At 53.8% G+C, this 13,551-nt stretch carries 10 protein-coding genes; 8 read left to right on the plus strand and 2 right to left on the minus strand.

Annotation, left to right across the window (positions count from 1 at the left end):
* Positions 1–47 precede the first annotated feature (47 nt).
* Complete coding sequence (locus EDI29_RS09790) at positions 48–2,606, minus strand: class I adenylate cyclase (RefSeq protein WP_137740746.1); 2,559 nt, start codon at positions 2,604–2,606, stop codon at positions 48–50.
* 333 nt (positions 2,607–2,939) lie between these two features.
* On the opposite strand from EDI29_RS09790, the gene hemC reads away from it, so the two are divergent.
* The 4 genes from hemC to hemY are packed head-to-tail and all read left to right on the plus strand — an operon-like array spanning position 2,940 to position 6,962.
* Positions 2,940–3,881, plus strand: a complete 942-nt coding sequence (gene hemC / locus EDI29_RS09795) for a hydroxymethylbilane synthase (protein ID WP_137740747.1) — start codon at positions 2,940–2,942, stop codon at positions 3,879–3,881.
* Positions 3,878–4,618: a uroporphyrinogen-III synthase gene (gene hemD, locus EDI29_RS09800; protein ID WP_137740748.1), complete on the plus strand. Its 741-nt coding sequence runs from the start codon at positions 3,878–3,880 to the stop codon at positions 4,616–4,618. The genes hemC and hemD overlap by 4 nt, the downstream gene beginning before the upstream one ends.
* A gap of 23 nt (positions 4,619–4,641) precedes the next feature.
* Positions 4,642–5,766, plus strand: a complete 1,125-nt coding sequence (hemX, locus tag EDI29_RS09805) for a uroporphyrinogen-III C-methyltransferase (protein ID WP_137740749.1) — start codon at positions 4,642–4,644, stop codon at positions 5,764–5,766.
* Between the two features lie 2 nt (positions 5,767–5,768).
* The gene (gene hemY / locus EDI29_RS09810; protein ID WP_137740750.1) at positions 5,769–6,962 is read left to right on the plus strand and encodes a protoheme IX biogenesis protein HemY; all 1,194 of its coding nucleotides are present in this window, start codon (positions 5,769–5,771) and stop codon (positions 6,960–6,962) included.
* A 587-nt stretch (positions 6,963–7,549) separates the two neighbouring features.
* On the opposite strand, the gene EDI29_RS09815 is transcribed toward hemY, so the two are convergent.
* Positions 7,550–8,200 carry a GntR family transcriptional regulator gene (locus EDI29_RS09815; protein ID WP_137740751.1) on the minus strand — a complete coding sequence of 217 codons (651 nt, stop codon included), beginning with the start codon at positions 8,198–8,200 and terminating at the stop codon, positions 7,550–7,552.
* A 336-nt stretch (positions 8,201–8,536) separates the two neighbouring features.
* Here EDI29_RS09815 and EDI29_RS09820 point away from each other — a divergent pair, with 336 nt between their 5' ends.
* The 4 genes from EDI29_RS09820 (at position 8,537) to EDI29_RS09835 (ending at position 13,447) form a co-directional block, all read left to right on the plus strand.
* Entirely contained in the window at positions 8,537–9,889 is a 1,353-nt protein-coding gene (locus EDI29_RS09820) for an MmgE/PrpD family protein (RefSeq protein ID WP_137740752.1), read from the plus strand.
* Between the two features lie 77 nt (positions 9,890–9,966).
* On the plus strand, positions 9,967–11,292 hold the full coding sequence (locus EDI29_RS09825; protein WP_137740753.1) for an MmgE/PrpD family protein: 1,326 nt from the start codon (positions 9,967–9,969) through the stop codon (positions 11,290–11,292).
* A gap of 75 nt (positions 11,293–11,367) precedes the next feature.
* A complete protein-coding gene (locus EDI29_RS09830) occupies positions 11,368–12,129 on the plus strand; it encodes a sulfite exporter TauE/SafE family protein (RefSeq protein ID WP_137740754.1) in 762 nt (253 codons plus the stop codon).
* A 265-nt stretch (positions 12,130–12,394) separates the two neighbouring features.
* Positions 12,395–13,447, plus strand: a complete 1,053-nt coding sequence (locus tag EDI29_RS09835; protein WP_137740755.1) for an amino acid ABC transporter substrate-binding protein — start codon at positions 12,395–12,397, stop codon at positions 13,445–13,447.
* Positions 13,448–13,551: the final 104 nt, after the last annotated feature.

The raw sequence follows: 13,551 nt of genomic DNA on the forward strand, positions 1-13,551 counted from the left end.
CTTGCCGTTTTTGTCCTGAAACTCGAATTATTTAGGGTATGGAGTGGTTATAAAATCTGTAGCCGCTGCTTCATCGTCATCGCTTCATCATCCACCACCGGCGTAATGCACAGATGAGAAAGTGCACTGCTGCGGAACGGGATGACCTGCGTGCGGCCGTCGAGCTGTACGATTTGGTAGAATTGCGGCAGGTTAAAATTGATAAAGCTGGAACCGTAGGTAAAGCGATCGTGTGAAGACGAATAGAAGCGGCTGACATCACGCACCAGCTCTTCTTTACTGCCTTCACAGTGGTGATACACCTCAACGCGGTTCGACTCATCCAGAATATAGATATTAAAGCCCTGATTTTCTGTCAGATCTTCAAAGAAGAACTGGATGATCCCTTCGCTGGCGACACCATCAACCACCGGCGGTAAATGCACATGGTTGGTTTCAACCTGAACCGGCTGGCCTTGCAGCTTATTGTTAGAAATCGCGCCATAAAACTCGACCGCATTTTCCAGCTTCTGCACCGAGACACTCAGCCGCTCAAAGAACAGCCCCCAGGTTTGACCCGCGACTTTCACCGCTTTGAAACGCCCTGGCTCCTGCTGACGCGTACTGGTCAGGCGCAGCTCAATGCATTCGGACACCAACTGCTGCACGCGGGTACGAATCAGCCCGCGCAGGTGCTGGCTGTAGCAGAACACTTCCAGCGATTCCGGCAGCGCGGCATCCTGATGCATTTTGCCCAGAATGGTTTTTAGCGCTTCCAACACCGCCTGCTCGCCGCTGAAATGCAGGGTACGGACTTCATTCCATGAGTTGCGATACAACAGATCGATGCTGCCAACCAGACACTGCTGCTGCTGGCCGAAGCTGAACACATCCAGATGACGGAAATCGAAATGCACGACCTGATTACGGAAAGCCGCGGTCGGATCGTGTTCCAGATTAACGATAATCGCCAAATGACGAATTTCACACGGGCTGTACAGCGCTTTCGGCGTGGGTGCAGGCAGACGCAGCGGGAAATGACCAGCCACATCGTCCACCAGCGCTTGCAGGCGCGTGATGTCACATAGCTCGTTGCCTTTAATATACAGGCGCGTGCTCGGCGTCAGCAGGCCATTAAAATAGGCCCATGCCACCAGCTTGTTCAGATAGCGGTTATATTCCAGCGGCTGATGGCTGACGATCGCATCCATCGACGGTGCCTGATTATACAGATACCAGCCCGAACGATTCGCACGACCCGGCGGAACATAAATAAAGGTTAAATTCGGTTCTGACAAATCGGGCGAAATTTGTGGGTTCAGCAGAGTGACCTTGCCCGGCAACGCTTCAAACGCGGCGTACAGTTTACGGGTTAACACACCGATATCCTGCGGGCTCGCGCTGACGCTCAGATTATTGCGGCGGGCGAAGCGGATCAGGTTGCGATAGGTCTGCATCATCGCATCCAACAGCTCGTTATGCGCTTCGCGTACCTGTTCGATTTTCCAGTTAGCGCGGTTGTCCAACATCGCCAGATGTTCATCACTCCAGCCCCACTCTTGTACCAGTTGGCTCAGGATCTGGCGACGCCAGCCAACGCAGGCTTTTTCTCTGGAGAGCTTTTCACACACTTTTAAGTAGAAACATCGACGTGCCAGATCGAGGCGAGTGGGATCGTTGATCGCCGTCAGATAGTGCGTCACGCGATCCAACATCATGCAGTAAGGATCGAGGCCGAAAGAGACGATCTCACCATCATGCAGACGTTTTTTAATTTCAGTCGAAAGCAGACTGGTATCCGGGTATTCCCAGGAATAGGCTTCCAACAGCAGCGTTTTCAGCACGGCTTTATACGGGGAATCGATACTTTTATAGAGCTGCCAAAGGCTCGCACCAAAATACTCTTCCGCCGACAGCGTGCTTAGTCCGCCTAAATCCATCCACTCGTTCGGTGCCAGCGCCCCCTGCGAGTACAGCGACAGCACATAATCGTCGTAGTGGGATTCTTCTTCGACCGGCACCATATTCCACAGAATACGTTTACCCGCCATACGCACAGCGGTGCGGTAAAATTCGTCGAGTAGCAGGATGTGTTGCATGGTGCCGCAGTCTTCACCGCTCAGGCTACCGCTTTCATTATGGCGGAAACGGCTTTCATCCATCAGGAAGAAGCTGACCTCAGCGCCCTGCGCAGCGGCCCACTGCTCCAGCAGCGTACATTTTTTCTGTAGGAGTTGGCGCTCTTCGCTATCCAGCCAGGATTGGTGGCACACCCAGATATCGAGATCGGAGCTACAGCTCTGCCCAATAGACGAGGTGCTTCCCATTGAATAGATGCCCGTGATCGGCAGTTCGCCCTGCGGATGAGAGCTGTCAAACTGACCCCAACGCAACGCGATGCCATCAAGGTACTGTTGTTGCTTTTCATCGGGCGTGTGAGTGCAGATACCGTGAGGCACCTTGCCTTCAAGGTAGCCGGGCATCAACGGGTGATGATGATGTAATAAAATGGGCAGAAGACTGTAAACCTGCTGAAAAGCGGGTTTCATTGCTCCCAGAGCACGGTCAACACGCAGTTGGTTGATCGCATCCAGTCTTTGCTTCAAAGTCTCGATGTAGAAGTACAAGACGCTTCGCCTGATTTATCCCAGTGCCTAGAAAAACCCCGTGTTCCAAACCCGCCAATGATAAAATTAGAAGAATGTTTGGCGAATTATTGCTGGAAACGTGATCAATTTAACACCTTGCTGATTGGGCGTAAAGAAAGTAAAGAAAGTTAGACTTATCTATCTTGCTTTATTGCGAATTTCCCTACCCGACTGCATCAGCCCGGCTTCTTACTCGACTTGCGGCACCCGAATTTCAGACCGTTTTAAAAGGCGCGCCGCTAATGCCCACAACCTGACACCAACGCACCATCAGTGATACGATGGCGGAAAATGATAAAAACGGTATCAAGCATGTTAGCCAATATTATTAGAATTGCCACCCGACAAAGCCCGCTCGCCCTGTGGCAAGCACGATATGTTCAGCAGTGTCTGAACCACCTCTACCCGGATTTACATGTGGAGCTGGTGCCGATGGTAACCCGCGGCGACATCATCCTCGATACGCCACTGGCAAAGGTCGGCGGTAAGGGATTGTTTGTTAAAGAACTGGAATTAGCGCTGATTGAAGGGCGCGCCGATATTGCCGTCCACTCCATGAAAGATGTCCCTGTCGAATTCCCAGATGGCCTTGGCCTGACTACCATTTGCGAACGCGATGACCCGCGCGACGCTTTTGTTTCCAATCATTACGACAGCCTCGAACAGTTACCGGAAGGCAGTTGTGTCGGCACCTCCAGCCTGCGCCGTCAGTGCCAGCTGCGCGCCCGACGCCCCGATCTGGTGATTCGTGATTTGCGCGGCAATGTCGGCACGCGTCTGTCAAAACTGGACAACGGCGAGTATGACGCCATTATTCTTGCCGTCGCGGGTCTGAAACGCCTCGGCCTTGAAGAACGCATCCGCAGTGCCTTAAGCCCGGAAGAGTCTCTGCCTGCCGTAGGACAAGGCGCTATCGGCATCGAATGCCGTTTGGATGACGACCGCATTCGCCAGCTCCTTGCCCCACTCAATCACCCCGATACCGCCGCACGCGTACTGGCTGAACGCGCGATGAATGTGCGCCTTGAAGGCGGCTGTCAGGTGCCGATTGGCAGCTACGCCGAACTGGAAGGCAATACGCTGTGGTTGCGTGCGCTGGTTGGTGCACCGGATGGCAGCCAGATGATTGTCGGTGAACGTAAAGGAAACGTCGTCGATGCTGAAAAAATCGGCATTGCCTTGGCTGAAGAGCTGTTAGCGAAAGGGGCCAGCGCCATCCTTCAAGCCGTTTATCAAGGGTCACGTTCATCATGACAATTCTGGTTACCCGTCCGTCACCCGCTGGCGAACAACTGGTGACCCGTTTAAGAAAGCTCGGCTATCACGCCTGGCACAGCCCGCTGATCGAGTTTTCGCCTGGACGAGAACTCGCTGGCCTACCCACACAATTACAAGCCCTACACGCCGACGATCTGGTGTTTGCACTCTCACAACACGCGATTCATTACGCCGATCCCATGCTGGCACGCACGGGCATAAGCTGGCCTGCCCATCTCGCTTATTATGCCATTGGCCGAACCACGGCCTTGGCGCTGCATAAAATCAGCGCACACCCTGTTACCTATCCACCTGAACGTGAAACCAGCGAAACGCTCTTGCAACTCCCTGAGTTGCAAGATGTTGCAGGGAAACGCGCGCTCTTACTGCGCGGCAATGGCGGAAGGGAATTATTGGGCGAAACGTTAACTGAGCGGGGCGCACAGGTCACCTACTGTGAATGCTATCAGCGTAGAGATGTTCACTATGATGGCTTGGAACAAAGCCGCCACTGGCAGCAAATAGGCATCGACAAACTGGTGATTACCAGCGGAGAAATGCTACAACGGATCTATACTTTAGTACCTGATTACTATCGGGCTTCCTGGTTACTTGGCTGCCAGTTGATCGTCGTCAGCGAACGACTGGCAGAACAGGCGCGTCAGCTCGGCTGGCATGATATCCGGGTGGCCGATAACGCCGATAACGATGCGCTCGTGCGCGCACTACAATAAACCTGATCATGGGATGTACCATTATGACGGAACACAATACCCCCACAGCTCCATCCGACGAGGTTGCTGAACGGGTTGAACCCGCTCATCAGCAGCAAGATCCCGTACCACAGCCCAAGCGCAGTGGTGCCGTACTCGGGGCGATCGCCATCGTGATTGCGCTGGCAATAGGCGCTGGCTTGTATTATCACGGCCACCAGCAGGCACAGAGAGAAACGGCCTCGCTTCAACGTCTGGAATCACAGCTGAACGCATTGCAACAGCAGCATAAGCAGGAACAGCAGCAGTGGCTGGACGCTCAACAGCAGCAAAGTAAAGCGCAAGACACCGCCACACAGCGTCTCGAGGCGCTAACGCGTCAATCAGACGAGCTACGCGATAAGCTGGCGGCGCTTTCCAGTCATGACACCAATACCTGGCTGATCGCTCAGGCAGATTTTCTGGTAAAACTGGCGGGACGTAAGCTGTGGAGCGACAAAGATGTCACCACCGCAGGCGCATTGTTGAAAAGCGCGGATGCCAGTCTGGCAGAAATGAACGATCCTAGCCTGATAGACATTCGTCGCGCGTTGACCAACGATATCGGCGCGCTGGCTGGCGTGAGCCAGGTTGATTTTGATGGCATCATTCTGAAAGTGAACCAGCTCACCGACCAATTGGACAACTTGCAGCTCGCCGACAACAACACCGATGAAGCGCCGATGGACGCTAACAGCACGGAGCTGTCCGCGTCATTGAGCGAGTGGCGCCAGAATCTGAGCAAAAGCTGGCACAATTTCATGGCTGATTTCATCACCATTCGCCGCCGTGACAGCGCCGCAGAACCCCTGCTGGCACCGAATCAGGATGTGTATCTGCGTGAGAATATCCGTTCACGCCTGTTGGTTGCCGCACAGGCCATTCCTCGTCACCAGAACGAAGTGTACAAACAGTCACTGGAAACGGCCGCAACCTGGGTTCGTGCCTACTTCGATACCACCGACCCCACGACGCAGGCATTTTTGGATCAGCTCGATGCCTTAAGCCAGCAGTCGGTTTCACTGGATGTCCCAGCCGAGTTACAAAGTCAGGCGCTGTTGGAAAAATTGATGCAAACGCGCGTCCGTAACCTACTGGCTCAGGCGCCAGCCACACAGCAGGGAGAGTGAACATGCTGAAGGTCTTATTGCTGTTCCTGATCCTGATCGCTGGCGTTGTGATCGGCCCGATCGTCGCAGGTCACCAAGGCTACGTCCTGATTCAGACGGAGGACTATGACATTCAAACCAGCGTGACCGCTCTGGTTATCATGCTGGTGCTATTTTTCCTCGCCTTTCTGGCGGTAGAGTGGCTGCTGCGTCGGCTCTTTCGCACCGGCTCCCGCACACGCGGCTGGTTCCTCGGTCGCAAACGCAGCCGTGCCAGAAAACAAACCAAAGCCGCGCTGCTCAAGCTGGCCGAGGGGGATTATTTACAGGTAGAAAAGCTGCTAACTCGCAACGCAGACCATGCCGAGCAGCCCGTGGTTAACTACCTGCTGGCAGCCGAAGCTGCACAGCAGCGCGGTGACGAATTCCGCACCAAGCAATACCTGGAGCGTGCCGCCGAAGTGGCAGATACCGATCAGCTTCCGGTAGATATTACGCGCGTGCGTATTCAGCTAGCGCGTAATGAAGATCATGCTGCACGTCACGGCGTGGACAAATTGCTGGAAGTCGCCCCTCGTCACCCTGAAGTGTTGCGTTTAGCGGAACAGGCTTTCCTACGCACTCACGCCTATGGCGCACTGCTGGATATTCTGCCTGCGATGCGCAAGACCAATCTGTACCCTGAAGCGCGTTTGCTGGATCTGCAACAGCAGGCCTATATCGGCTTGATGAACCAGGCGATGGCGGATGGTGGCAGCGAAGGGCTGAAATCATGGTGGAATAATCAGAGCCGCAAAGTACGTCACGAGATCCCACTTCAGATCGCGATGGCTGAGCATTTGATCGAGTGTGACGATCATGATACTGCCCAGAAGATCATTCTCGATGGGCTCAAACGTCAGTATGACGAACGTTTGATCCTGCTGATGCCTCGCCTCAAAGCGGGAAATCCAGAGCAGCTGGAAAAAATGCTACACCAGTACATCAAGCAGCAAGGTGCAACACCGCTGTTAAACAGCACATTAGGCCAATTGCTGATGAAACACGGCGAATGGCAGCAGGCCAGCGATGCCTTCCGCACCGCACTAGAGTTACGCCCGGATGCTTATGATTATGCCTGGCGTGCAGACGCACTCGATCGGTTGCGTCTGCCAGATGAAGCGGCACAAATGCGGCGTGAAGGGCTGTTACTCACGCTACAGCAGCCCGCTAACTAATCACTCGGTTATCCCCTTCATAAGGCTCCTTTCTGGAGCCTTATGACTTTTTATATTTCTAGCATTGGCTATATGACCGAGCATTTTCACCAGACGAAAAAAAACGCTTACCGATAAACGGTAAGCGTTGAAAATATCAGGTCTGTCAGACAACAGTATGGTGCCTCACTCAACGTTATGTCCGGAAAGCCCGATGGAGATTTGCATCTTCATCTGGAGTTGGACGATAGGCACCTCAAATTGGCTCTGCGTCATTCCCAGGATTATGAAGCCGAAGCAAGCATAGAAGGTGGAATGAGCATCTACCCGCTTATTTAAGCACAAATTATGCCAACATGCATAATTTTATTGCTATCGATCCATAAATTCGTGATAACCAGCTAATAATAAATACTATTTTTATTTATTCACTGCGATAAAAGCAAAAACACCCTAGGGGGTAAAAACGAGATCGAACTCACAAAAACTGTCTCCATTCAGAGACGAATTTATCAAATAAAATATTAATCATTATTAATCAATAAATTAAATGTCTCTTTTTTGCGACACCAGATCACCCCACGTGTCGTGTTTTTCCGACAGTCCTGTCAAAGCTGCTGATTCAACATGCTTAACCGTGCTCGATAGCCATTACGAATATGCTGGCAGGCTGCCTCTTGTGCCGCCTCCTTATCACGCCGTACTAACGCTTCCACAATCGCCTGATGTTCACGCCGCGCCTCTGCGGTACGCGCCATCGATTCATAAGTGGTTCCACGCAATAGCGACAGATGAATACGCAGGTTTTCCAGCATTTCGTTCAGATAGGGATTGTGGGTCGCTCGATAAATCTGCCGATGAAAAAGGCGGTTGTGATCGTGCAACTGCCGGCTGTCTGTGAGCGTTTTCTCCACTTCAACCATATCCTGCAACAGCTCCAGCTCTTCCGTTGAAGCAGACGCCACGGCCAGTTCCATCGCCAATCTTTCCAACCCTTCACGCACGGCGAAAAGCTGACGCAGCCGCTCATAGCTGATCTGCGCAATCATTAACCCGCGCTGAGGACCCGGTTCCACCAATCCCAGCGCTTCAAGCCGGTGCAACGCCTCACGAATCGGCGTGCGGCTGAGCCCAAATTGCTGCGCCAACCGAGTTTCCTGTAAACGTTCACCAGGCAGTAGTTCGCCCTTCTCAATCGCGCTAATCAGTATCTCGAACGGCGACAACGCCAGCTCTTTGTCGTTAAGTATTAAGTTCATAATCCCTTGATATGTGGTATGACGGTCAGTACGAGGCTACGTACAGATAGGTAAAATGCCTGGTCTTTATGGCAGCTCGCCAGTTCTCGCTGCGCCACGGATCGTCATGTATTGAGAAAAATTCAAGTTTGCCCGACGCCCTGCCTTTATCAAGCAGTCGTATCGCATATTTTGTGCTTAGCTTAGCGAAAAAGCGTCTTTGTCACTGAATGAGCGATTGAATATGCTTTCGTCACACACTGTATACAAATGCATTCAACAAGACAAAACGCGAATCCCAAGACTTGTTCGGCGGTACTGGCAATGTCATCGCGTTTTTGCTTAAGGAGCCCCACGATGTCAGTTACGCCGACGCTTCCTCGCGGCAACGCGCTCAGCCAGTTTATTCACACCGCACCCTCGATGACAATCCCCGATGCCGTCTGGCATGAGGCTAAGCGAGCGCTCGTTGACTACCTGGGCGTCGCTATTGGTGCGGTAGGAGACAACGCAGCGAGCGCGGTTCAGCGCGTGGCACAACGCTGGCAGGCCCAGGGCCATGCGCAAGTCATCCTCGGCACGAAAACCACACCCGCGCTGGCCGCACTGATCAACGGCACACTTTCTCATGCCGCTGATTATGACGATACCCATCCGGCTGGTGCGGGGCATCCTAGCGGCCCTTGCTGGTCTACAGCTCTGGCCATGGCGCAACACTACGGTGCAGATGAACGCACCACGCTTATCGCTTTCATCACCGGATTTGAAGTCATGGCCAGATTGGGAGGCGGTTGGGTGCCCGGCGTAGGCCGCAGCCTGCAACGTCGAGGTTTTCATCCGACGTCAATTGTCGGGCGTGCAGGGGCAGCCGCCGTCGCCGCTTCCATTCTGCATCTTGAGCCCAACGCCATTGCCAATGCACTGGGTGCAGCCGCAACCATGATGGGAGGATTACAGAAATCATCCGGCACGCACGGCAAACCGTTCCATGCAGGCAAAGCCGCAATGGACGGCATTACGGCAGCGGAACTAGCAGATGAAGGCTTTATCGCCGCCCATCACTTTTATGAAACCGATGGCTGGGTGAAAACCTTTGTACAAGACGGTAGTGCCGTCATTCCACCGCTCGATTTTGGCGACAGCTGGGAGCTATTAGGTAACGGCTACAAGCTGTATGCCAGCTGTCGGGGCACCCACGCGTCCATCGAAACGGCGCTGAAGCTCTACCCGCAGTTGAAAGGCCGTGCTATCGCCCGTATTCATGCCAACGTCCACCCGATGGGAATGGTGAACGCAGGGATCGCCAACCCGCAAACGCCGTTGGAGAGCAAATTCAGCATTCCGCACTGTATTGCACTGGCGTTGAGCGGCTACCGCCTCACCGATACAGACTTCACGCAGCAGACCGTTGACGATCCGGCACCTCGCCAACTGCTGTCGCGCTTGCAGATCGACACGGTAGAGGGGCAATCGGCCAGCTCTGCGTTTATCGATATCGAACTGGAAGACGGCGAAATCTTGCATGCGGAAACCGACGTGTATCGCGGCCACCCGCAAAACCCGCTGACCGACACCGAGCTGCGTGCCAAATTTGACGCGCTGACCCTCCCCGTATTAGGGGAAGCCCGTAGCGATCGGCTCTATCAGGCTGCTTTCCACTTTGAGCAGCCGGGTTCGCTCGCAACGCTTACTGAGCTGCTGGCGGGCTAACGCGCTGTCGTTAGACATAAGCAATTCGGTATAAACCATTCGACATAAAAATCTCACGATAACGACAGGATACTTTCATGACCATTGCCCGTCAGCTTGCCCATAATCTGCTGGCATTCTCTCGCCAGACGTTTCCTGCCGACGTATTGGCACACGCCCGCACTGCCGTCATTGACACGCTGGGCGTCACGCTCGCCGGGGGAATTCAGGACGGCGCACAAAAACTCAGGGCGGTGATCGTTCCCTCCGCCGCCGTGGGAAAGAGCCGCATTTTCGGCACCGACCTCAAACTCAATGCGCTGGACGCCGCGTTGCTGAACGGCACATCCGCACATTTACTTGATTTCGACGATTCCAACTCCTGGCTACACGGGCATATTTCCGTCGCCGTACTTCCCGCGCTGCTGGCATTGGCTGACGAGCAGGAAATCGATGGCGAAGCCATCCTGCACGCCTACCTGTGCGGCTATGAAACTGCGGTACGCATGGGCAAAGCCGTCAGCCCTTTTCAATATCGCAACGGCTGGCACCCAACAACCTCTGTCGGCATCTTCGCGGGCGTCGCTGCCTGCGCAGTCTTGCTGAAACTTAGCGAAGAGGAGACAGCAACGGCCTTTGCCATTACCACATCATTGGCCTCCGGCATCAAATCCAACTTTGGTAGCCAGACGAAATCACTGGCGGTCGGTCATGCCAACCGTAATGCCATCATGGCGGTACTATTAGCGCGTCAGGGGTACAGTGCGGGTGATACCGCGTTTGAACATCACCACGGCTATTTCAACGTTTACAACCGTACTAATGAGAACTATGACACCACGCCGTTAACCGAGCCCTGGTCTGCTCCGTCCCATATTCTCGACCTCGTAAAAGGGAATAATTTTAAGTATTTCCCTTGCTGCTACGCCATTCTGGCACCGCTGGATGGGCTGCTGGCGCTGCGTGAGGAAACCCGGCTTGCTCCCGAATCGCTGGAGCGGATTCAGATTGCTATCCACCCAATTCGCTTCCCGCACATCAACATTCCCGCACCGGATACGCCGCTGGCAGGGAAATTCAGTCTGCACTACTGCATCGCTCGCGCCTGGATACAAGGGAAGCTGACACTGGAGGATTTTATTGACGAGGCAGCGCTACACGATCCCACGACACAATCGCTGATGGCACGCGTTGAGCTGATCTGCCATGACGAAAGCACCACGCATACGGCACACATCACGCTGGTGACGCACAACGGACATACCTATCATCGCCGTGTAGCGGGCGCACGAGGCTCCAGCGCGGAGAATCCGTTGCCGGACAATCTGATTGAGGAGAAGTTTATCGACTGCGCGAGTCAGGCTTTGCCGCAGGCTGAGGCGCTGGCATTGTATCAACGACTGCTACGCGACGATTATCGTTAACGGCGGAAAGGATGCTTGATACGCATTGATCGCATCAGGCATGATCATTTGTTCTACCACGCGATGGGTTCCACCATGTTACATCTTGTTCCACCCGACATTTCTCCACTCTTTGCTGGCGTGCTGATTTTTTGCAGTTTTCTGACATCGGCGATAACGGCAGCGCTGGGGCTGGGTGGTGGCGTCACGCTGCTTGCCATCATGGGGCTGGGTATGCCGGTCAGCAGCCTACTGCCAGTTCACGGTATTGTTCAGCTTGGCTCTAACCTGAGCCGCAGCCTGATCCAGCGTCTGTATATCGTCTGGCCGCTGGCACTGTGGTTTTTTATCGGCAGCGTCATTGGTATCGCACTGGGTGCCCCCGTCGCCGTTTGGCTCCCAGATAGTGTGGCAAAAATCGCGTTGGCCAGTTTCATTCTGTGGTCGATTTTCCGTAAACGCACCGCACCAAAACAGGTGAATCGAGGGTTCTTTATTCTGGGCGGCGCACTCACCAGCCTTGGCACGATGGTCGTCGGCGCAACAGGCCCAATGGTCGCCGGGTTGATCAGTTCACAAGGGGTGACTAAAAAGCCGCTTATCGCCACGCATGCGCTCTGCATGGTGTTACAACACGGCCTAAAGATATTGGCATTCGGAATGATGGGATTTGCCTATCACGACTGGCTGCCGATGCTGGCTGCGATGATTGTTAGCGGTGTATTGGGAACCTGGTTGGGTACGCGCCTGCTGGATAATTTGCCCGAAAAACTCTTCCGCACGACTTTTCGCCTTACCATGCTGATCCTCAGTGCGCAGCTCATGTGGCAAGGCATACAAGGATTGATCGCCCGTTAACCCCTCTGTGCCTTGCTTATCGCGCAAGGCACCGCTCGCTTTTCTCCTTCGAATCATCCCCGAAATAGCTATATCCATTATTCAGCTTTAGATAGAGAAATATGCTATTTGCCATTTGCGGACAACATTGAGAACATTTGTATACAAAAGAACGCATCACAATAAAAACAGTCAATTACAACAAATTAACCCCTGGGTAATTCGAGTTGCAGGCAGCTTGAAATCTGACGGGTATACAACAACACCGACCATTCTGAGGATACTTATGCTGAGAAAACTACTCTCGTTGACGACTGCCACAGCGCTGACTTTAGGGGGGCTTCTGCTGCCCGTCACACACGCTAACGCCGCTGACACAGGAAACGGCGAGACACTCAAAAAGATCAAGGCACGCGGCGAGCTGGTTTGCGGCGTGCACCCGGCACGTCACGGCTTTTCCGCGATTGATAGTAAAGGACAATGGACCGGGCTGGACGTCGATTACTGCCGCGCGTTAGCCGCCGCTATTTTTGGTGATGCAAACAAAGTACGTTTTGCCGCCCTATCTACCGCGCAACGCTTCCCGGCAATTCAGTCGGGTGAAGTTGACGTGCTGTCACGCAATATTACCGCCGATTTATCTCGTGACACCTCACTGGGGCTGAACTTCGCCCCCCCGACTTTCTACACCGGAACGGGTTTTATGGTACGAGCCAGCGCCAATGTGAAGAAGGTAGAAGATCTGGACGGCGCGACCGTCTGCATCACGCCGGGCAGCAGCACCGAGCGCAACGTCGCGCAGATTTTTGCGTCGCGCAATTTGCACTACACCCCAGTGGTTATAGAGAACAATAAAGAGTATGTCGCGGCCTATCTGTCTGGGCGCTGCGACGTCATTGCCCGTGACAAAGTAGCTTTGCCTGGCGTGCGTACCTTTGATGCGGAAAAACCCGCTGACCACGTGATTTTGCCGGGGATTTATTCAAAGGAACCGCTGGCAATGGCAGTTCGTCAGGGTGACGACCAGTGGTACGACATCGTGAAGTGGGTGGTTTACGCCACGTTCAATGCGGAAGAGATGGACATTGGCCAAAAGAACGTGGACAGCAAGCTCAAATCAACAGACCCGGACGAACAGGCGCTGCTCGGAGTCACCGGTGATTATGGTCAGAAACTGGGACTGAGTAATCAGTGGGCTTACAACCTGATTAAACAGGTGGGGAATTACGGCGATATTTATAACCGTCATTTCGGGCCAGACACCCCGGCACCACTGGAACGCGACCTGAATAATCTCTGGACGAAAGGTGGTCTGCTCTACGGCCTGCCCATTCGTTAATTCACTAAACCATCGGCATCAGCCCGGAAATCTCTGAGCTGATGCCATGCCATCGCATTCACGCCCTACCGCTATCAGGTCGCATGTTGAGCAGCGGTACTGAC

The organism is Pectobacterium polonicum (assembly GCF_005497185.1).
Taxonomy (GTDB): Bacteria; Pseudomonadota; Gammaproteobacteria; order Enterobacterales; family Enterobacteriaceae; genus Pectobacterium; species Pectobacterium polonicum.

What these genes read in the sequence shown, in the direction of transcription:
- hemC (WP_137740747.1), top strand. Translation starts at nt 2,940, where the DNA reads ATGTTAGCCAATATTATTAGAATTGCCACCCGACAAAGCCCGCTCGCC.
- EDI29_RS09830 (WP_137740754.1), top strand. Translation starts at nt 11,368, where the DNA reads ATGTTACATCTTGTTCCACCCGACATTTCTCCACTCTTTGCTGGCGTG.
- EDI29_RS09820 (WP_137740752.1), top strand. Translation starts at nt 8,537, where the DNA reads ATGTCAGTTACGCCGACGCTTCCTCGCGGCAACGCGCTCAGCCAGTTT.
- hemX (WP_137740749.1), top strand. Translation starts at nt 4,642, where the DNA reads ATGACGGAACACAATACCCCCACAGCTCCATCCGACGAGGTTGCTGAA.
- EDI29_RS09825 (WP_137740753.1), top strand. Translation starts at nt 9,967, where the DNA reads ATGACCATTGCCCGTCAGCTTGCCCATAATCTGCTGGCATTCTCTCGC.
- hemY (WP_137740750.1), top strand. Translation starts at nt 5,769, where the DNA reads ATGCTGAAGGTCTTATTGCTGTTCCTGATCCTGATCGCTGGCGTTGTG.
- hemD (WP_137740748.1), top strand. Translation starts at nt 3,878, where the DNA reads ATGACAATTCTGGTTACCCGTCCGTCACCCGCTGGCGAACAACTGGTG.
- EDI29_RS09835 (WP_137740755.1), top strand. Translation starts at nt 12,395, where the DNA reads ATGCTGAGAAAACTACTCTCGTTGACGACTGCCACAGCGCTGACTTTA.
- EDI29_RS09815 (WP_137740751.1), bottom strand. Translation starts at nt 8,200, where the DNA reads ATGAACTTAATACTTAACGACAAAGAGCTGGCGTTGTCGCCGTTCGAG.